The 20,317-nt window shown below is 68.2% G+C and carries 17 protein-coding genes; 7 read left to right on the top strand and 10 right to left on the bottom strand.

Annotated elements, in window-relative coordinates:
• Nucleotides 1–7: 7 nt before the first annotated feature.
• Nucleotides 8–745, top strand: a complete 738-nt coding sequence (locus tag ACAM49_RS15040; protein WP_369636113.1) for an ABC transporter ATP-binding protein — start codon at nt 8–10, stop codon at nt 743–745.
• Entirely contained in the window at nt 742–1,581 is an 840-nt protein-coding gene (locus ACAM49_RS15035) for an ABC transporter permease (RefSeq protein ID WP_369636112.1), read from the top strand. The genes ACAM49_RS15040 and ACAM49_RS15035 overlap by 4 nt, the downstream gene beginning before the upstream one ends.
• Here the strand turns inward: ACAM49_RS15035 and ACAM49_RS15030 are convergent.
• Nucleotides 1,567–2,964, bottom strand: a complete 1,398-nt coding sequence (locus ACAM49_RS15030) for a cytochrome P450 (protein ID WP_369636111.1) — start codon at nt 2,962–2,964, stop codon at nt 1,567–1,569. The two genes, ACAM49_RS15035 and ACAM49_RS15030, sit on opposite strands and share 15 nt — an antisense overlap.
• Before the next feature lie 102 nt (nt 2,965–3,066).
• Entirely contained in the window at nt 3,067–4,608 is a 1,542-nt protein-coding gene (gene glpK / locus ACAM49_RS15025; protein ID WP_369636110.1) for a glycerol kinase GlpK, read from the bottom strand.
• Between the two features lie 81 nt (nt 4,609–4,689).
• On the opposite strand from glpK, the gene glpD reads away from it, so the two are divergent.
• Nucleotides 4,690–6,438 carry a glycerol-3-phosphate dehydrogenase gene (gene glpD, locus ACAM49_RS15020; RefSeq protein ID WP_369636109.1) on the top strand — a complete coding sequence of 583 codons (1,749 nt, stop codon included), beginning with the start codon at nt 4,690–4,692 and terminating at the stop codon, nt 6,436–6,438.
• 64 nt (nt 6,439–6,502) lie between these two features.
• Here glpD and ACAM49_RS15015 read toward each other — a convergent pair whose 3' ends face one another.
• The 4 genes from ACAM49_RS15015 to ACAM49_RS15000 all read right to left on the bottom strand — a co-directional run bounded on the left by ACAM49_RS15015 (nt 6,503) and on the right by ACAM49_RS15000 (nt 12,049).
• Complete coding sequence (locus tag ACAM49_RS15015) at nt 6,503–7,684, bottom strand: PLP-dependent aminotransferase family protein (protein WP_369636108.1); 1,182 nt, start codon at nt 7,682–7,684, stop codon at nt 6,503–6,505.
• 131 nt (nt 7,685–7,815) lie between these two features.
• Nucleotides 7,816–9,141, bottom strand: a complete 1,326-nt coding sequence (locus tag ACAM49_RS15010) for a hypothetical protein (protein ID WP_369636107.1) — start codon at nt 9,139–9,141, stop codon at nt 7,816–7,818.
• Between the two features lie 102 nt (nt 9,142–9,243).
• Nucleotides 9,244–10,413: a hypothetical protein gene (locus tag ACAM49_RS15005; protein ID WP_369636106.1), complete on the bottom strand. Its 1,170-nt coding sequence runs from the start codon at nt 10,411–10,413 to the stop codon at nt 9,244–9,246.
• Nucleotides 10,414–10,645: 232 nt separating this feature from the next.
• Nucleotides 10,646–12,049 (bottom strand): NAD(P)H-quinone dehydrogenase, encoded by a 1,404-nt coding sequence (locus tag ACAM49_RS15000; RefSeq protein ID WP_369636105.1) that lies wholly within the window; start codon nt 12,047–12,049, stop codon nt 10,646–10,648.
• Nucleotides 12,050–12,351: 302 nt separating this feature from the next.
• On the opposite strand from ACAM49_RS15000, the gene ACAM49_RS14995 reads away from it, so the two are divergent.
• A complete protein-coding gene (locus tag ACAM49_RS14995; protein WP_369636104.1) occupies nt 12,352–12,831 on the top strand; it encodes a gamma-glutamylcyclotransferase in 480 nt (159 codons plus the stop codon).
• Nucleotides 12,832–12,945: 114 nt separating this feature from the next.
• A complete protein-coding gene (locus ACAM49_RS14990) occupies nt 12,946–13,359 on the top strand; it encodes a PPOX class F420-dependent oxidoreductase (RefSeq protein ID WP_369636103.1) in 414 nt (137 codons plus the stop codon).
• Nucleotides 13,360–13,434: 75 nt separating this feature from the next.
• On the opposite strand, the gene ACAM49_RS14985 is transcribed toward ACAM49_RS14990, so the two are convergent.
• The 3 genes from ACAM49_RS14985 to ACAM49_RS14975 form a co-directional block, all read right to left on the bottom strand.
• On the bottom strand, nt 13,435–14,613 hold the full coding sequence (locus ACAM49_RS14985; protein ID WP_369636102.1) for a M20 family metallopeptidase: 1,179 nt from the start codon (nt 14,611–14,613) through the stop codon (nt 13,435–13,437).
• 83 nt (nt 14,614–14,696) lie between these two features.
• On the bottom strand, nt 14,697–15,884 hold the full coding sequence (locus ACAM49_RS14980) for a M20 family metallopeptidase (protein ID WP_369636133.1): 1,188 nt from the start codon (nt 15,882–15,884) through the stop codon (nt 14,697–14,699).
• A 245-nt stretch (nt 15,885–16,129) separates the two neighbouring features.
• A complete protein-coding gene (locus ACAM49_RS14975) occupies nt 16,130–16,834 on the bottom strand; it encodes an enoyl-CoA hydratase/isomerase family protein (protein ID WP_040804989.1) in 705 nt (234 codons plus the stop codon).
• A 148-nt stretch (nt 16,835–16,982) separates the two neighbouring features.
• Here ACAM49_RS14975 and ACAM49_RS14970 point away from each other — a divergent pair, with 148 nt between their 5' ends.
• Both ACAM49_RS14970 and ACAM49_RS14965 read left to right on the top strand, forming a co-directional pair.
• Nucleotides 16,983–17,786 carry a purine-nucleoside phosphorylase gene (locus ACAM49_RS14970; protein WP_369636101.1) on the top strand — a complete coding sequence of 268 codons (804 nt, stop codon included), beginning with the start codon at nt 16,983–16,985 and terminating at the stop codon, nt 17,784–17,786.
• Between the two features lie 10 nt (nt 17,787–17,796).
• The gene (locus tag ACAM49_RS14965) at nt 17,797–19,431 is read left to right on the top strand and encodes a phospho-sugar mutase (RefSeq protein WP_369636100.1); all 1,635 of its coding nucleotides are present in this window, start codon (nt 17,797–17,799) and stop codon (nt 19,429–19,431) included.
• Nucleotides 19,432–19,465: 34 nt separating this feature from the next.
• Here ACAM49_RS14965 and upp read toward each other — a convergent pair whose 3' ends face one another.
• The gene (gene upp / locus ACAM49_RS14960) at nt 19,466–20,089 is read right to left on the bottom strand and encodes a uracil phosphoribosyltransferase (protein WP_040804958.1); all 624 of its coding nucleotides are present in this window, start codon (nt 20,087–20,089) and stop codon (nt 19,466–19,468) included.
• Between the last annotated feature and the right edge of the window lie 228 nt (nt 20,090–20,317).

The raw sequence follows: 20,317 nt of genomic DNA, 5'->3' as shown, positions 1-20,317 counted from the left end.
GAGCACCGTGATCGATATTCGTGACCTCACCCTGAGCTACCCGGGCGTGACCGTCCTCGACATCCCCGAACTGACCGTCGCGGACGGCGCGCTCACCTACCTGATCGGTCTCAACGGCACCGGCAAGACCACGCTGCTGCGGTGTATCTGCGGCCTCATCGCGCCTGCCGCCGGGACCGTCCGGGTCGACGGCACCCTGGTCCGAGCCCATCACACCACCCCCGCCACGCTCGGAATGCATCTCGATTACCGAGCTTTCGACCCGCGCCACACCGCACGCCGCCATCTACGCTGGATCGCCCGGGCACGTGGCATACCCGTCAGCAGGGTGGGTGACGTCCTCGAGCTCGTCGACCTCCTCCGGGTCGCCGATCGCCGACTCGGGCACTATTCGCTCGGCATGCTGCAACGCGTCGGCATCGCCGCCGCACTGCTCGGCGAGCCTCGAACCCTGCTGCTCGACGAACCGCTCAACGGCCTCGACATCGCGGGCATCCGCTGGATCCGCGAATTGCTGCGCGAGCTGGCCGATTCCGGAACCTGCGTCCTGGTCGCCACGCACCTGCTCGATGAGGTCGAACGCAATGCCGACCACATCGTGATCCTCGGAGACCGGCGCATGCTGGCCGACCAGCCCTTCGCCGACCTCATGAGCGCGCTGGGGCCCGACGAGACCAGCCTCGAAGACGCCTACGTGCGAATCGCCGGCCTGCCCACCCCGCTCACGTCCGGCGCTCCCTCATGAACAGTCCCGGTCCGGGCACCCTCATCCGGCGCGGGATAGCCGCCGAATGGGCACGCACCACCGGACGTAGCTTCCTGTGGACCGTCGCCGTCCCGCTCACCTTCGTGCTGCCGCTGGTCGTCACCTTCGTCATCGCCGCCGTCGCGGAACGACTCGCCACCCTCCCCGGGCAGCGTTTCGTGACCCCGGTCTCCACCACCAACTCCGTGTACTGGGTGATGACCTTCTCCGTGTCGATCATGATGGTCACCGCCGCCTACGCCCACGGCAGCCAACGGCGCGGCCAGACAAGCGATCTCAACGCTTTCCTGTTCCCCCGGCCCTGGACGGTCGCCCTGGCCCGGTGGATCTACTACGGCGCCATCGCGGCGATATCAACGGTGGTGCTGCTCATCGTCGTCATGGTCACGCTGCCGCACCGGTTCCCCGAACTCTATGGGGCCGTGGACATCACAGACTCCGCCGGTATCCGTTTCCTCTGGACCGTCCCGATCTACGCGTTCGCCGCGTGCGGGGTGGGCATCGCGGTCGGGTCGCTGATCCGCACACCGTCCGCCGCCGTCGCCGTTCTCCTGTTCTGGGTGTATGTAGCCGAGAGCGCGATGAATCTGCTCCCCCATGGATTCACCGTGCAGTCCTACGCTCCGTTCCTCAACGCCGTCGCCGCAACCGGTCAGCAAGTCGCCTTCCTGCCGCGATTCGGCCGCAACGGATCGTTGCTCTACTTCATCCTCGTCGCCGTCGCCTTCTTCGTCACCGCGGCCGTCCTGCCCGCCCTCATTCGCCGGATGTCCGGATATCGCAGGACGACTCACACCGAATCAGGCAAACCCTGAGACTGGACGTACCTCCAGCGGAAGCCTTCGCATCCCGGGGATCGGGCCCATGGCCCGGGGGAGCTTCTTGGTCGCGACCGGGTGGAATTCCCACTTCGACAGCAGGCTTTGGAGGGTGGTTTGCAATACCACCCACGCGAAATTTCGTCCGATGCACATCTGATTGCCCATGCTGAACGGAACGAAGCTCCGGATTTTCGACCCGGGGTTCGAGGGCAACCACCGATCGGGGTCGAAGGTATCCGGCTCGGCGAAGATCTTCGGGTTGCGGTGAATGGCCGCGATGCTGTAACCGATATCGGTCCCGGCGGGAAATGTGAATCCATCGAGTTCGACCGTGGCGACGCTGCGCCTGGTCTGCAGCAGTGGCGAATGGATTCGCGTGAGCTCGTTGAGGAAACAGTTCAGATACTCGATCTGGTCGAGGTCCTGTGGGCCGAGCCCGCCGGCGTCGACGATCTCGTCCCGCAGTTTCGCAGCCACCTTCGGATGCTCGGACAACTCGTACAGAGCCCAGGTGAGCGAGGAGGTCAAGGCGTCGATTCCGCCGAAGAGAATCGTCACGGCCTGCTCGGCCAGGAACTTGTCGCTGCGCTGTTCATCGCCCGGTGAGTTCAGCAGGATGTCGATCAGATCGTTCCGGCGCTCACCGCTGGCGCGGCGCGCGACGATCAGGTCCCGGCAGTAGTCCCGCAGTTGCGTTCCGGCCGAAAGGAATTTGCGATTCACCGGCAGCGGCAGGCTCGCCAGCCGCTTCGGCAGCACGCTGCCCACAATGGCACCCGCGCCGATGCTCTCGATCAAACTCGAGATGTGTCGCAGTTCCCCGCTATCGGGTTCGTGCGAGAACATGGACTCGAGTAGACCGGTGATCACCAACTCCGACAGCGTGGAACGGATCTCGACAATCTGACCCGGCTGCCACGAACCAGCCAACGCATCCGCGTCGAGCTTCACGATCGGCGCGTAGTTCTCCAACTCCGTTCGATGGAACGCCGGTTGCAGCAGACGGCGAAGATCCCGGTGCTGCTGACCATCCGCGACGATCAGCGATTCCTCGAATATGAGACGGATGCGTTCGAAGAGCAGACCTCGCTCGTAAGCGTCGGAGTTCTCGACCAATACCCGGTGGAGCAGTTCGAAATCGGTGATGACATAGACAACACGATTGCCGATATCGACCCGTGCGATTTTCCCGACGCCGGCCAGGTCCACCATGAACCGAACCGGATCTCGCCACAATCTCCAGCCGTGCCCGAGGACCGGCAAACGTCCGGGTCCGCACGGGACATCGCGAAGATCCATTGCACGCTGCCTTTCCATCGGCAGGCTCGACGCCGAAGGCTTCGAGCGATCGGATCCCAACCTGGACAGCTGGATCACGAGACCTGCCGTCCATCAATGCCTTACGTTAGCCGGGATCGGGAACCGACCACCACCTTTTGCCGAGACGTTTACGACCCGAGCCTCATCCGCACCGAAACCTCAACCCTTCATCGAGGTTGCGGGTTTGCCTGCCGCGGAATCGGATTCGACCCAGTTGTAGGTGCGGTCTACGGCCTTGTTCCATTCGTGCATGAGATGGTCGCGGTCGGGGGCGGACATGGAGGGGGTCCAGCGTTTGTCTTCGGACCAATTGGCTCGGATGTCGTCGGTGGAGGTCCAGAAGCCGACCGCTAGACCGGCGGCGTAGGCCGCGCCCAGGGCGGTGGTTTCGGTGACGACGGGGCGGACTACGGGGGCGTCGAGGATGTCGGATTGGAACTGCATGAGGAGTTCGTTCACGACCATGCCGCCGTCGACTTTCAGGGTCACCTTTTCTACGTCGAGGTGCTGGGCTTCGGAGTCGGCCCGCATGGCGTCGATGACTTCGCGGGTTTGGAAGGCCGTGGCCTCCAGGACCGCTCGGGCCAGGTGGCCCTTGTTGACGAAGCGGGTGAGGCCCGCTACGACGCCGCGCGCATCGGGGCGCCAACGGGGAGCGAACAATCCGGAGAAGGCGGGGACTATGTAGGCGCCGCCGTTGTCGGCGACGGTGCGGGCGAGGGGTTCGATTTCGTCGGCGGAGGAGATGATGCCGAGGTTGTCGCGGAGCCATTGGACCAGGGAGCCGGTGACGGCGATGGAGCCTTCGAGGGCGTAGACGGCGGGCTGGTCGCCGAGGCGGTAGCAGACGGTGGTGAGGAGGCCGTGTTCGCTGAAGACGGGGGTGGTGCCGGTGTTCATGAGCATGAAATTGCCGGTGCCGTAGGTGTTCTTGGTGTCGCCGGGTGAGAGGCAGGCCTGGCCGAAGGTGGCGGCCTGCTGATCGCCGAGGATGCCGGCGACGGGGACGCCCGCCAGGGCGCCGGTGGTGATGTCGCCGTAAACCTCGGAGCTGCTGCGGATTTCGGGCAGCATCGACATCGGAACACCGAATTCGGCGCAGATCTCCGGATCCCATTGCAGGGTGCGCAGATCCATCAGCATGGTGCGCGAGGCATTGGTGACGTCGGTGATGTGCAGGCCGGTCAGCTTCCACAGGATCCAGCTGTCGATGGTGCCGAAGCACAGCTCCCCGGCCTCGGCGCGCTCCCGGGCCCCGGGCACATTGTCGAGGATCCAGCGCAGTTTGGGCCCGGCGAAGTAGGTGGACAGCGGCAGGCCGGTGCGGTCGGCGTAGCGGTTGGGCCCCTGGTCACCGGCGAGCTGTTCGGTGAGTTCGGCGGTGCGGGTGTCCTGCCAGACGATGGCGTTGTAGACGGGTTTGCCGGTGGCACGGTCCCACACCACGGTGGTCTCGCGCTGGTTGGTGACACCGGCCGCGGCCACTTCGGCGGGTCCGATGCCGCACCCGCGCAGCGCCTGGGCGATCACCAATTCGGTATTGCGCCAGATGGATTCGGGATCGTGCTCGACCCATCCCGGTCGCGGGAAGATCTGTGCGTGTTCCCGCTGGGCGACTCCGGCGATTCGGCCCTGGTGATCGAAGACGATGCAACGACTCGAGGTCGTGCCCTGATCGATGGCGGCCACATAGCGACGCATCGATCGAGGCTAACCGAAGCCACAGGCTACTGTGGGTACCGTTGCCCTCGGTAGCCGAAAAGTAGCCCGGAGGAGTCTCGTATGACGAAGCAATCCCGATCGCAGTTTCTCGGCCCCGAGCAGCGCGAGGCTGACTGGGCGCGGCTCGGCAAGGACGCCTTCGACGTCATCGTGATCGGCGGCGGCGTGGTCGGCGCGGGCATCGCCCTGGACGCCGCCACCCGCGGCCTGGAGGTGGCCCTGGTGGAGGCCCGCGACCTGGCCTCGGGCACCTCCAGCCGCTCCTCGAAGATGTTCCACGGCGGCCTGCGCTACCTGGAGATGATGGAGTTCGGGCTGGTCCGCGAGGCCCACAAGGAGCGCGAACTGGCGCTGTCCACGCTGGCGCCGCACCTGGTGAAGCCGCTCAAGTTCCTCTACCCGCTCACCCACTACGGCTGGGAACGCCCGTACGTGACCGCCGGCCTGGTCATGTACGACACCATGGGCGGCGCGAAATCCGTTCCCGGACAGCATCACCTGACCCGCTCGGCGGCGCTGCGCCAGGCCCCCGGCCTCAAGCGCGACGCCCTGACCGGCGGCGTGAACTACTACGACACCGTGGTCGACGACGCCCGCCACACCATGACCGTGGCCCGCACCGCCGCCCACTACGGCGCGGTCATCCGCACCTCCACGCAGGTCGTCGGCTTCCTCAAGGAGGCCGACCGGGTGGTCGGGGTGAAGGTGCGCGACAGCGAGGACGGCCGCACCACCGAGGTGCGCGGCAGCGTGGTCATCAATGCCACCGGCGTGTGGACCGATGAACTACAGTCGCTCGCGCATCAACGTGGCCGATTCCATGTGCGAGCGTCCAAGGGCGTGCACATCGTGGTCCCCCGCGACCGCATCGCCAGCGACACCTCGCTCATCCTGCGCACCGAGAAGTCCGTGCTGTTCGTCATCGCGTGGAGCACCGACCACTGGATCATCGGCACCACCGACACCGACTGGAACCTCGACCTCGCACACCCGGCCGCCACCAAGAACGACATCGACTACCTGCTGGAACACGTCAACAAGGTGCTGGTCACCCCGCTCACCCACGCCGACATCACCGGCGTCTACGCGGGCCTGCGCCCACTGCTCGCCGGGGAGAGCGACCAGACCTCCAAGCTGTCGCGCGAGCACGCGGTGGCCCGCATCGCGCCCGGCCTGGTCGCCATCGCGGGCGGCAAGTACACCACCTACCGCGTCATGGCCTACGACGCGGTCGACGAAGCGGCACAGGACATTCCGCGCCGCGTCCCGCCCACCATCACCGAGAAGGTGCCGCTGCTGGGCGCGGACGGCTATCACGCCCTGATGAACCAGACCCCGCACCTGGCCGAGAAATACGGCGTCCACCCGTACCGAATCCAGCACCTGCTCAACCGCTACGGCTCCCTCATCGACGAGGTGCTGTCCCTGGCCGACGGCAAACCCGATCTGCTGCAACCGATCACGGATTCGCCCGGCTACCTGCGCGTCGAGGCCGTCTACGCCGCCGCCGCGGAGGCCGCCCTGCACCTCGACGACATCATGGCCCGCCGCACCCGCATCTCCATCGAATACGCCCACCGCGGAGTGGATTCCGCCGATGAGATCGCCCGCCTGGTCGCCCCGGTGCTCGGCTGGTCCGAGGCCGACATCGACCGCGAGGTCGCCGTCTACAACGCCCGAGTCAAGGCCGAGATCGAATCCCAGACCCAACCCGACGACGCCTCCGCCGACGCCCTCCGCCTCGAAGCCCCCGAGGCCCGCCGCGAGGTCCTGGACCCGGTTCCGATCAACCAGCCCGAATCGGTCTGAGCACTTCCCCCGCGAATCGAAAAGCCCGGCGCGACAATCGCGCCGGGCTTTCGTCTGTCGTTGATCAGCGGGCGGCGTGCGCCTTCGCCAGGCGATCGATCGCCTCGGTGAGCGTGGCCTCGTCGGAGGTGGTGAAGCACAGGCGCATGGAGCGGGTGTAGTCGGTGGAGACGGCGAAGGCGTTGCCGGGGACGTAGGCGACACCCGCTTCGAGGGCCTGCGGCAACAGGGCCTGGGTGTCGGTGCCGTCGGTAAAGTCGGCCCAGACGAACATGCCGCCGGAGGCCTCGGAGGTGGTGACGGCGTCACCGAAGCGGGTGCGGACGGCGTCGACCAGGGTCTTGGCTCGGGTGCCGTAGACCTGGCGGACCGAATCGATGTGAGCGGCAAGCCAATCGGTGTCGGCGAGCAGGTCGGCGGTGATCTGCTGGGTGAGGGCGGAGCCGCAGAGGTCGGCGCCCTGCTTGAGGAGTTCGACGGCGCGGCAGACCTGGGTGGGGGCGATCATCCAGCCCGCGCGCAGGGTGGGAGCGAGGATCTTGGAGGCGCTGGAGAGACGGATCACGTTGGGCGAGTAGTTCGCCACCGGCGCGGGCGAGGGGCGGTCGAACCACAGTTCGCCGTACGGGTCGTCCTCGATGATCCAGAAGCCGTACTGTTCGGCGAGATTCGCGAGTTCGCGGCGCCGTTCGGGGCTCAGGGTGACGCCGCCGGGATTGTGGAAGTTGCTGACCGTGTGCACGACGGCGGGGCGCTCACCGGCCTCCAACAGGGCGCGCAGAGCATCCAGGCGCATGCCGTCGGAATCCAAGGGCACGGCCGTGATTCGCGCCCCGGCGGCCCGGAAGACCTGCAGCGCACCGACATACGCGGGATCCTCGACCACCACCAGCGCGCCCGGGTCCAGCAGCACCTCCGACAGCAGCGAGAGCGCCTGCTGGGAGCCGTGGGTCACGAAGATCTCCTCGACCGGCACCGCGCGACCCAGGCGGCCGGACTCGCGGGCGGCCAGCACCTCGCGCAGCGGACCCCAGCCGGGCGACTCGGTGTACTGCAGCCGCGAGCGCTGCGACAGCGCGGCGTCGGCGGCCACCGCGATGCGGTCGCGGGGCATGAGCTCGGCGTCGGGCAAACCTCCGGCAAGGCTGATGATGTCCGCGCGCGAGGTGAGCTTGAGCAGGTCACGGATCGCCGAGCTCTGCAGGCCGTCGAGACGACGCGCCAGCGGCGGGAAGGTCGCGGACATGGAACACCTCCGAAGGGAACGCCGGGGTATGCGAAACTCCACCATGTCACACGGTTACCAGGATATGAAATCCCATTCCCAGGATATGGGACGAGCGGTCCAGTTTCCGAGCAACCGGACCGGTCTCGACCTCAGGAACGCTCCTCGATGGAGTAGATCAGGTGTTTGCCGTCACGCTCGACGACCGTGACGCGCTGGGCGTAGACCTGCGTGGTCCCGTCCGCGTGATGCTCGGTGATGTCCACGTCGTAGGTCTCGAACGCACCCGCAACGGGCGCCGCGGGCGGGGCGCCCGGCGGCACCGGCGGCAGCGGTGCGGGAATCGGCGTGGGGCCGACGATCTGCAGGCAGTAGCTGGTGCCGGGCTTGAGCTTGTCGATGCCCGCCGACTGCATGACGTCGGCCTGCGAGACGGTCGGCGAGTCCGGCGCGACGAAGCTGCGCGCCTTCTCACCGCTGCGATCGGCGTAGAAGCCGTGCTGGAAGCCCAGAATCGCGTCGACGCCGCTGCCGGTGCCGCCCGCGCCATTGCCGATGGTGAGCTTGCCCTCGTGCCGCGGCGGGCAACTCAGCGCCGCCGCGGTGTTGGTCGGCGCGCCCTTGCCGATCGTGGTGACCCCGGCCGCCGAGGTGTCCTGACCGCCGCGAGTGAGCGCGAAGATCACCGATCCGGCCACCGCCAGTACGACCACCGCGCCACCCGCGATCACCGCGATCTTGCGCCACGGCCGCGCCTCCCGCTCCGGCTTGGCCTGCGGCACAGGCGTTTTCGGCGTCAGCGCCTTGACGATGGGATCGTCCGCCCAGGACAGCGACTCCCCTTGCGACGCATCGGATTCCGTCGACGGCGGCGCGGGCGGGAAGCCGCTGGGCGCGGAGCGCCACCACGAATCCGGCGACCCGGTCTGCGCGGCTCCGGACCCGTTCGCCGGCATCTCACCCGCCGAATTCCGTTCGGCGAGCGCCTTATCGGCATCGGTGATGCGCGTGGTCTGCTCCGGATCACCGGGCGCCGATTGCGACCCGCCAGGCGGGATTTTGACGGTCTGTTCGACCTCCGGGGTACCGGGAGCCTGCCCCGCACCCTCGACGGCCGGATATTGGCCGGTGGACATGCCGTTCTGGCCCGCCGGGTACTGGGCGGGGTACTGCCCGGTCGTCGGCCCCCACGAGTCCGGGGCGCGATACTGCGGCGGCGGCGCCGGAATGGGCGCGTCGGCGGGCCGCCACGCCAGCTCCGGACTCTGCGGTCCGGGCGCGGGGCTCCAGCCCGGCGCGGGCGCGGCGGGCTTGGCCCCGAAGTCTTTGAGTGGCGCTCCGAAATCGTTCAGCGGAGCGCCGAAGTCATTGAGCGACGGCCCGAAATCGTTCAGCGGCGCCCCGAAATCGGACTCCGGCTGCTTGTTCTCCTCAGAGGATTCTGGTCGGTCGGCTGATTCGTCCTTGCCGGAAACCATCACCCGTCCTTTCGCCACATACGCGTGGGGCGGTCGCTCTCGACCGCCCCACGTGACAACACTTCTCCAACCGGTCCCCGGGGAACCGTCAGTACCGAACTGTCAGTACTGAACCGAGCGGCCCACCTGCGCGGTCACACCGGCCACATCCACCGTCTGCGCCGGCTGATCACCTTCGGGGAGCTTACCAATCTGCGCCGCGGCCTCCAGGATGATGGCGCCGCCCGGCATCAGCCGGATGAAGTTCTCGGCATCGGCCTTGGCCGCGTTGGCCACGGTCGTGTCCAGCACGAACTCTATCTTCTGGTCGTTGTCCGGCCCGTTGCCCGCGAACGCCGTCACCTTGATCTGGTTGCGGGTGGTGAAGTCCAGCGACATACCGGCCTGGCTGAACCCGCCCGGCGTGGTGTAGCCGATGGTGCCGACGTACCCGTCCAGGTTGCTGAAGTGGTGGGTGTTGGCGGCCCAGCCCGGCAGCACCGCGCCACCGTCGAGGTTGACGCCCAGCTCGGTGTGCGGACCGGTCATGGCGACCACCGGCGCGGCCGGGGCGGTGTCCACCGCGGGCGACTGCCAGCGCGGCTGCGTCTGCGGGGTCACGGTCGGCTGACCGGTGATGGTGTCCACGGCCGGGCTGTCGCCGGGCTGCGGAGTGGTGCCGGCCGGCTGCACGCTCTGGTCGTTCGGGGTGACCGGCTGGGTCTGTCCCGGCGTCGCGGGCTGGGTCGGCTGGACCACCGCGGGCTGGGCCGGGGTGTTCTGCTGACCCGGCACCGGCAGCGGCGCCACGCGCGGCACGGTCACACCCGGCTGCGAGGGCTTGATCGACTTCGGCTGCTGCGGGTTGTTGCCCGCGGGCTGCGCGGCGTTCGGGTCCGGCGTGGGGGTGGTGCCGCCCGGCTGCGTGGTGCCCGGCTGGGCACCGCCCTGCTGGGTGGCGCCCTGCGGCTGCGGATCCTGCTGCCCCGCACCGGTGTCCGGGGTGTTCGGCGTGGTCGGCGTGGTGACGCCCGGCTGGTTGCCCTGCGGCTTGGTCGTCCCCGGCTGCACGTTCTCCGGCTTGGGCGCGGGCACGACCTGCACCTTCGGGTCCGGAACCGGCGTCTCGGTGGTCGGCTGGGTCCCTTCGGGCTGTTGCTGGTCGGCCGGGACCGCGCCCGGATCGGCGGGGGCGGCATTGGCGGGGGCGGATAGCAGCGACACCACGGCGGCCGCTCCGGCCAGCGTCAGGGAGGTGCTCGCCTTGATCCGACTCGGCTTGCGGTGCTTCACGTTTGGCTCAATTCCTTCGTCCCTCGGCGGCACGATCGCTCCGGGGCATCGAAGAGCCTCGCGCCGGGGGGAATTGAGAACCCCCGATCGCGTAACGCTCGCGACCGCCCTGCCGATCGCTTCCGCCGCGAACTTAATCACAAGGGAGACAAGGCAGCAAGACGGGCCGGTAACAATGGCACGCAAAGGCCACGCGAACGGTCACGAGCGGGACACGCGAAAGCCGTTGCGACTAGTCCAGATCGTCGTGCCGCATGAGCTGGCGCGCGGCCTCGGTGACCGAACCGGTGAGCGACGGGTACACCGAAAACGTCTGCGCCAGATCGTTCACCGTGAGGTTGTTCTGCACCGCCAGCGCGATCGGCAGGATCAGCTCCGACGCGATCGGGGCCACCACGACGCCGCCGATCACCACACCGGTGGCGGGACGGCAGAAGATCTTCACGAAACCCCTGCGCAGGCCCGACATCTTGGCCCGCGGGTTGGTGTTCAGCGGCAGCATGACCGTGCGCGCGGGGGTCTCGCCATTGTCGATGGCGGTCTGCGAGACGCCGACGGTCGCGATCTCCGGGCGCGTGAACACCGCCGAGGCAACGGTCTTCAGGCGAATCGGCTGCACGCCCTCGCCCAGCGCGTGATACATCGCGATGCGGCCCTGCATGGCGGCCACCGAGGCCAGCGGCAGCAGGCCGGTGCAGTCGCCCGCGGCGTAGACGCCGGGCGCGGTGGTGCGCGAAACCCGGTCCACGCGCAGGTATCCGCCCTTGTCGAGCTCGATGCCGAGGCGTTCCAGGCCCAGCCCGTTGGTGTTCGGAATGGAACCGACGGTCATGAGGGCGTGGCTGCCGGTGACGGTGCGCCCGTCGGACAGCTTCACCACGACGCCGTCCGGGGTGCGCTCCACCGCGTCGGCGCGGGCGTGCTTGGCCAGCTCCACACCGCGCTCGGCGAGGGCCTCCTCGAGTACCAGCGCGGCGTCGGCGTCCTCACGGGGCAGCACGCGGTCCTGGCTCGAGACCAATTTCACCTTCACGCCCATCTCGGTGTAGGCGGAGACGAATTCGGCGCCGGTCACACCGGAGCCGACGACCACCAGGGTCTCGGGCAGTTCCTTGAGGTCGTAGAGCTGGCGCCAGTTCAGGATTCGCTCGCCGTCCGGTTCCGCGCCGGGCAGCACGCGCGGGCTGGCGCCGGTGGCGATGAGCACCACCTCGGCCTCGATGACCCGCTGCTGGCCGTCGGAAAGAGTGGCCTTGACCAGATGGGTGGCCAGGCCGGGCGCCTGGTCGATGAGTTCGCCGTAACCGGAGAGCACGGTCACACCCGCGGTCTGCAGCTTGGCCTTGATATCGGAGGACTGGGCCTGGGCGAGGGCCTTCACGCGGGAGTTGACCTCGGCCAGGCGTACCTGGGCCTGCGAGGGATGCACGGTGATGCCCAGGTCACGGGCGCGCCGCAGGTCGGTGCGGACGCCGGTGGAGGCGATGAAGGTCTTGGACGGGACGCAATCCCACAGCACGCACGCGCCGCCGATGCCGTCACTGTCGATCAGCGTGACCGGCGCCCCGTGCTGTGCCGCTACCAGCGCCGCTTCGTATCCGGCAGGGCCGCCGCCGATGATCGCAATGCGGGTCATTGTTCCTCCGCTTTCAGTCGGCCCCGGGATCTCCGATGCCGGTCCCTTACGTTATCCGCCCAGCTCCTCACATCTTTAACCGCATCTCGGGACAACTGTCCCACTGTGGCGCATCCCATTCGCGCGGATCGCCCGTCATGGCGGGATGTTGCGCGAACTTCGCATTGCCCCAGGACAAACCGGACCTTCGCGGGGTCACGCGCCGGTTCCGGCGACTTCGCGGCAACCGGTCATGCCCGCGCGAACCGCCTTGTGATCGGGATCGGGGATGGTCTCCCCCGATTGTTCGATAGGCTTCTATGGTGCCGATTTACGCCGCCTACGGGTCCAACATGGATCCCGAGCAGATGCTCAAGCGCTGTCCGCACTCCCCCGTGTACGGAACCGGCTGGCTGGAAGGGTGGCGACTCACCTTCGCCGGGGACGACATCGGCTGGGAGGGACCGCTGGCGACGGTGGTCGAAGAGCCCGGGCAACGGGTCTTCGTGGTGCTGTACGACGTTCCCGGCGAGGACGAGCTGAGCCTCGACCGCTGGGAGGGTTCGGACTTCGGAATCCACAAGAAGATCCGCCTGCGCGTCACCCCCAACGCGGGCACCGGCAGCGAACCGGTGCTGGCCTGGCTCTACGTCCTCGACGCCTACGAGGGCGGCCTGCCCTCCGCGCGCTACCTGGGCGTTATCGCCGACGCCGCCGAGAAGGCGGGCGCGCCAAGCGATTACACGCACGCGCTACGCACCCGCAACAGCAAGAACGTGGGCCCGGGCACCTTCGGGCCGTAGGCACGCCGCAAGCGGCCACGCCGACAGTGTCCTGGCCGCGCCGGAAGATTCGGCGCGGCACGGCTGTTGCGGGGTAACGGAAAACGAATTTCGAACCGCCGAAAGAGGTAACCGATGCCCGCGACTCCCGTGCCCGCTCCGATCGCCGAGTTCCTGGCCCGCCCCAATCCGGCGGTCTTCGCCTCGAATCGCCCCGACGGGCAGCCGGTCTCGGTGGCCACCTGGTACCTCTACGAGAACGGCCGAATCCTGGTGAACCTGGCCGACTTCCGCAAGCGGCTGGACTACCTGCGCGAGGATCCGCGCGTCAGCCTCACCATCACCGATGCCGACAACTGGTACAGCCATGTGAGCGTCCAGGGGCGCATCGTGTCGCTGGAGAACGATCCGGATTCGTCGGTCATCGACCGCATCGCCCGGCACTACATCGGCAGCGATTACGGCGTGCGTGATCAGAAGCGCGTCTCGGCCTGGATCGAGATCGACCGCTGGCATGCCTGGGGCGACATCGCCAACAAGGCCAAGTAGTTCCCGAAACATGAAGCCGGGCCGCACCTTTCGGTGCGGCCCCGGCTCTCTGTCGGACGGGTCGAGCGGTATCGCTCAGGCGTACCGGTGCGCGTTCAACACGATGTTGGTGAACACTCGAACGCCCGCGGCCAGCGCCCGCTCGTCGATATCGAAGGTCGGCTGGTGCAGGTCCAGCTGCTCGCCCTGACCGGGCCAGACGCCGAGCCGCGCCATCGCGCCCGGGACCTCCTCCAGATACCACGAGAAGTCCTCGCCACCCCCGGACTGCTGGGTGTCGGCGAGCGCGTCGGGCCCGAGCCCGCGTATCGCGTCCTCGAACATGCGCACGGCCTGTTCGTCATTGACCACCGGCGGCACGCCGCGCTTGTAGTTGAGCTGGTAGCGCACGCCGGTCGGCGCCAGCAGCCCCTCGACGATCTCGCGCACCATGGGCTCGAGCAGCGACCAGGTGGCGTGGTCGCCGGTGCGGACGGTGCCGGTGAGCATGCCGGTCTGCGGAATCGCGTTGGGCGCCTTGCCCGCCGACACCGCGCCCCAGACCATGACGGTGCTGGTGCGGGGATCGATGCGGCGCGAGAGCAGGCCGGGCAGGCCGGTGATGACCGTGCCGATGGCGTAGACCAGGTCGCTGGTCAGGTGCGGGCGGGAAGTGTGGCCGCCGGGCGAGTCCAGCACGAGTTCGACGGTGTCGGCGGCCGAGGTGATCGGGCCGACTCTGATGCCGACCCGGCCGACTTCCAGCCGCGGATCGCAGTGCAGCGCGAACATGCGCGAGACGTCTTCCATCGCGCCCGCGGCCACCATGTCGATGGCGCCGCCGGGCATGACCTCCTCGGCGTGCTGGAAGACCAGCCGCACACCGACCGGAAGGTCGGGAATCTCGGCCAATGCCAGCGCGGTACCGAGCAGGATCGTGGTGTGCGCGTCGTGCCCGCAGGCGTGCGAGACGCCCGGCACGGTGGAGGCGAAGGGCAGCCCGGTGTATTCCTGCAGCGGCAGCGCGTCCATGTCGGCGCGCAGGCCGATGCGCGGGCCCTCGGGGCCGATATCGCAGATCAGGCCGGTGCCGCTCGGTAGCTTGCGGGGTTCGAGCCCGGCCTTGACCAGCCAGGACTCCACGAATTCCGTAGTGCCGAACTCGGTTCGGGAAAGCTCCGGATTGGCGTGGATGTGGCGACGCCACGCCGCGAGGTCGTCCATGTGCTCGGAGAGCCACGACTCCACCGCTTCATGCCCGGTCGCCGGTTCCATCGCGACGCTCGTAGCGGACTGCGTAGGTACACAGCTCGCCGCCACGGGTCCGTTGATACGCGCCGCGGACCGGCCGGTTGTGCTCACCGAAGCTCCTCCTGTCGCTGAAACTGCCGTTGCATGACTCGTTCCGACAACCTGTCCCTGTGCACTTTGTCGCCCGCAATCTGTATCGCGGTGCGGGCCAGCGCCGTTGCCCCGTCCAGGACGGCGCGATCGGCCGAGGCGTTCACGGCGGCGGCCGCGAACGCGGGCTGGTGGGTCACCGCGCCCCCGGCATCGATGCCGATCACCGGGTGGATGCTCGCGATGACATTGCTGACATTGCCCATATCGGTGCTGCCCAGCGGCCGTGCCGCCTCGAATTCCGGGGCGATGGGCTCGCGTCCGAGGTCTCGGATCTGCTCGCGATAGGCACACAGTAGTGCGCTGTCGGGAGTGAGCTCGGTATATGTCGGCGCGAGCTTCCGGATTTCATGTGTGCATCCGGTCGCCAGGGCACCAGCCTCGAAACATGCCGATGCTCGTTGCATCAGATCGTCGAGGGCCGCGGAGTCGACCGCACGTAGGTAATACAGCAGTTCCGCGTGTCCGGGCACGATATTGGGGGCTACGCCGCCCGAGCCGACTATACCGTGGAGTTGCTGTCCGGGCAGTAAATGTTGCCGGAGCAAACCCAAAGCAACTTGTGCGACGGTCAGGGCGTCCAGGGCATTTCGCCCATATTGCGGCGCGGCGCTGGCATGCGATTCCCGGCCGTGGAAAACCACCGACAAATCCGCGAGCGCCAGCGAGTGCGCGCCGGCGATGTCCTCGGGGCCCGGATGCACCATCATGGCCATCGCGACATCGTCGAAGACGCCGCGCTCGAGCATGAGCACCTTGCCGCCGCCGGACTCCTCGGCGGGCGTGCCCAGCACCTTCACCGTGATGTCGCAGGCGTCGGCGACGGCGGCCAGGGCCAGCGCCGCGCCGATGCTGGAGGCCGCGATGATGTTGTGGCCGCAGGCGTGGCCGATTTCCGGGAGTGCGTCGTATTCCGCACAAATACCGACTACTAGGTCTCCACTGCCGTATTCGGCGGTGAATGCGGTCGGCAGATCCGCTACGCCCGATTCGATGCGGAAACCGCGCTCGCGTAAAGGCTCGATTGTCTTTGCGACGCTGCGGAATTCCTCGAAGGCCAGCTCCGGCTCGGAATGAATGTCATGGGACAGCGCGATCAAACGGTCGCGGTCGGCCGCGACGGCCGCGTCTATGTCGGCGAGCAGCAGCGGATCCGCCGGTGCCAGGGCAGCATTCGGCGTCGACACAGAATCATCCCCATGCCGACCGATCGGTTTGCGAAGAGTGCGTTCATCGCCGTTGCGCGACGGTTGCATCCCCCCAGTCTCGCACTGCCGTGCCGGTCTGTCGCACCAGGTGCGCCGGAAAATCTCCGGCAGATCACGAAAAGGGCAGAAATTAGGGGTTCGAGGGCAAGCCCTCGAACCCCTCGAAACGGAAGGAACCGACCTTACGGATTGAAGGCCAGATTCTCCGGGGTGGTCTCGACGGCCAGACCGGCGAGGGCGTTCTGGTGCAGGGCGCGCTTGATCACCGGGAGGTTGGGCTTGCGGTTGCCCTTGAGCAGGTCGGCGCGGGCGATGGCGGTGGCGAGCAACGACTCGGCGTCGGCCTTGCCGTCCACGATGCCCGCGGCGATGGCGTCATCGGCGGCGTAGCGGCGGCCGGTGGTCATGGCCTCCACCGCGACCTGATTGACCAGTCGGTTCGTCAGCAGCGCGTTCATGGCGACGGTGAACGGCATGCCCAGGTGCACCTCGGGCAGGCACCAGAAGCCGCGGTCGGCGCGCATGATGCGGAAATCGCAGGAGGTGGCCAGCATGGCGCCGGCGCCGAAGGCGTGGCCGTTCACCGCGGCCACGGTCGGCAGGCCGAAGGCCAGCAGGCGGCTGTACAGCGAGTGCACGCGGTCCAGGTACCAGCAGTTCTTGTCGAAATTGCCGAACAGCCAGTCGGTGTCGAGGCCATTGGAGAAGAACTTGCCGTTGGCGGTGACCACCAGCGCGGCCGGGCCCTCGGATGCCTCGACCTCGTCGAGCAGCGCGTGGACCTCGGTGATCCAGTCCGGGTGGAAACGGTTCTCGCTGTCGATGTCCTGACCCTCGGTCCCGAGGTTCAGCACGAACACATCCCCATCACGCTTCAAATACGGCATGCGTGCAGCGTAACGGTGGCCCGGAGCGATACCTACTCATGGGTAGGGGTAACCGCTCAGACACGAAAAAGAAGGGTAAAACGGATGAAAACGGCAGGTCGTGGTCGCCCAGAGGCGCACTTGATCGCCGAGGACTAGGGTGGGCGACATGCTGGCCGAGAAAACCGTGGGCGGGGTTTCCGAACTAGCCGCCGAAGCCATTGCCGAACGTACCGGTGTGCGCACACACCGCGTCGCCGTGGTGCTGGGATCGGGCTGGCAGGAAGCTGCCGCCGAGATCGGCGAACCCGAGAAGTCCATTCCGATGGCCGAGGTACCGGGCTTCGGATCGCCTACGGCGCAAGGACATCAGGGCACCATCCACTCCGTCACCGTCGGTGACGCGCCGGTGCTGCTGCTCATGGGCCGCCAGCATCTCTACGAGGGCCACGCGCCGAGCCAGGTCGTGCACAATGTGCGCACCGCGCTGGCGGCGGGCGCCCAGACCGTGCTGCTCACCAACGCCGCGGGCGGCATCCGCGACGACCTGTCGGTCGGCGAGCCGGTGCTGATCAGCGACCACATCAACCTGACCGGCCGCACCCCCCTCGAGGGCGCGAACTTCGTGGACCTGGTGGACGCCTGGGATCCCGAATTGCGCGCGCTGGCAAAGGAAATCGACCCCACCCTGACCGAGGGCGTGTACGCGGGCCTGACCGGACCGCAGTACGAGACCCCCGCCGAGATCCGCATGCTGCGCACCATGGGCGCGGACCTGGTCGGCATGTCCACCGTGCTGGAGGCCATCGCCTGCCGCGAGGGCGGCGCCAAGGTGCTGGGCATCTCGCTGGTCACCAACCTAGCCGCCGGGGTCACCGGCGCGCACCTCTCGCATGCCGAGGTCCTGGCCGAAGGCCACGCCGCCGCACCGAGACTGGGCAAACTGCTGCGCGGCGTGCTGGAACGCCTCTAGGCGCGCGGCCGTGCTGCGCTTCGGAACCGCCGGGCTCCGCGGTCCGCTCCGGGACGGCCCGGACGGCATGAACGTGGACACCGTGTCGCGGGCGTCGGCGGGCATCGCCGCCTGGCTGCGCGACCGCTGCCTGGGCGGCGGGCTGATCATCGTCGGGCGCGACGCCCGGCACGGCTCCGCGGAATTCGCGCTCGCCACCGCGGAAGTCTTCGCGGCCGCGGGCTTCTCGGTGCTGGAACTCCCCCGGCCGCTGCCGACCCCCGTGGTGGCCTTCGCCGTGCGCGAGCTGAAAGCCGTTGCGGGCGTACAGATCACCGCCTCCCACAATCCGGCCACCGACAACGGCTACAAGCTCTATCTCGACGGCGGTTCGCAGCTCGTGCCGCCCGCCGACGCCGAGATCGAGCGTTGTATCGACGCGGTCATCGAACCCATCCCCCGGACCAATCCGGCACGGGCCACCACCCCGAATCCGGGCCTGCTGGGTCTACCCGAGACAACCACGGCCGATGAACTGGGCGAGGAGATCGTCCGCCGCTACCTGGCCCGGGTTGCCTTGCTGCCCAGCCTGATCGGCGGCGAGATCGCGGTGGAGGCCGAGAGCACGGCAATCGCGCTGGGCCAGGCTTCCGGTCTCGCGGACCCGACCGCTCCCCCGCACGACCCGCGGCGGCGCGCCCCGATTCGAATCATCCTGACCGCCATGCACGGCGTGGGCGGTGAACTCGCCGTCGCCGCCCTCCGGAGCGCGGGCTTCGACGAGGTACTGGTGGTCAGCGAGCAATTCGCGCCGGACCCGGACTTCCCGACCGTGGCGTTCCCGAATCCCGAGGAGCCCGGGGCTTCGGATCTACTGCTCGACCTGGCCGAGCGGCTCGACGCCGATCTGGCCATCGCCCTCGATCCGGACGCGGATCGGTGCGCGCTGGGCGTACGCGGCCCCGACGGCTGGCGCATGCTCCGCGGCGACGAAACCGGCGTACTGCTGGGCGATTTCGTCCTGCGCACAGCCGCACCCGACTCCCTCGTGGCCACCACCATCGTCTCGTCACGACTGCTGAGCAAGCTCGCTCCCGCCCGCGGCGCGCGATACGCCGAAACACTCACCGGCTTCAAATGGCTGGCCCGCGCGGGCGAGCGCCTCGTCTACGCCTACGAGGAAGCCATCGGCCACTGCGTCGACCCGGCCGCGGTCCGCGACAAGGACGGAATCTCGGCCGCGGTGGTCGCGGCGGACCTGGTGGCACAGTTGAAGGCCGACGAGCGCACCGTGCTCGACCTCCTCGACGACTACGCCGTCGAATTCGGCGTACACGCCGGCGATCAGGTGTCCCTGCGCCTACCCGATGTGAGCGAGGCGGCCGCCGTGGTGGCCCGCCTGCGCGAGCTGCCGCCCGACCACATCGCCGGAGAAACCGTGACTTGCACCGATATGGCGCAATTGCGCGGCAAGATGCGCACCGACGCACTGGTTTTCGAGGGGCCGACCCTCCGCGTGGTGATCCGCCCCTCCGGCACCGAGCCGAAACTCAAGTTCTACCTGGAGACCTTCGTCCCGGTCGCCGATCGCGCCGAACTTCCCGCCGCGAAGGCCGCTGCGGCGCGACGGCTCGCCGAGATCCGGGAGTTCTGCGAGAAGCTCTGAGTACCGTTCGGAGGTACTCAGAGTCGGAAGTGGTTCAGCGGGGGCCGAATTGGCGGTCGCCGGCGTCGCCGAGACCGGGGACGATGTAGGCGTCGGAGTTGAGGCCGCGGTCTACCGAGGCGGTGACCAGGCGGACGGCGTGGCCGGACTTCTCCAGGGCGGCAATGCCTTCGGGGGCGGCGACCACGCACAGGACGGTGATGTCGCGGGCCTTGCGGGTGGCGAGCAGGTCCAGGGTGAAGACCATGGAGCCGCCGGTGGCGAGCATGGGGTCGAGGACGATGACCGGGGTGCTGGACAGGTCGTCGGGGAGCGATTCCATGTACGGGGTGGGCTGGTGGGTCTCCTCGTCGCGGGCCACGCCGACGAAGCCGATGCGGGCGTCCGGAATGAGGTTCTCGGCGGTCTCGACCATGCCGAGGCCGGCGCGCAGGACCGGGACCAGCAACGGCGGGGCATTCAGGCGGGTGCCCTCGGCGGCGGCGACCGGGGTGGCGATGGGGAAGCGCTCGACCGGGGCATCCCGCATGGCCTCATAGACGAGAATCCCGGTCAGGTCGCGCAGCGCCGCCCGGAATGTCGGATTGGTTGTGCGGGCATCTCGCATGGTGGTCAGCAAAGCGGCAGCGAGCGGATGGTCCACGACGAGAGTGCGCATACGAAAACCATAAGTCAGCGCGACCGTCCAAGCCCTTACAACCGGAAACCACCCCGCGACCGGCATGAAGGGGGCTATTCATGCACCGCATCTCCATCCGACCCGACGGCCTCACCGCCTCCGCGATGACCACCGCCACACTTTCCGCCGACCTCACCGAGATCACCGCCCACACCGCCACCGCCGCCCCCGACCTACTCGCCCCCGCCTTCGGCCTCATCGGCACGG

Origin of the sequence: Nocardia sp. JMUB6875 (assembly GCF_041154655.1) — a bacterium.
Taxonomy (GTDB): Bacteria; Actinomycetota; Actinomycetes; order Mycobacteriales; family Mycobacteriaceae; genus Nocardia.
The sequence above is the reverse complement of the archived record's forward strand: the minus strand, read 5'-3'. Positions and strand labels throughout refer to the sequence as shown.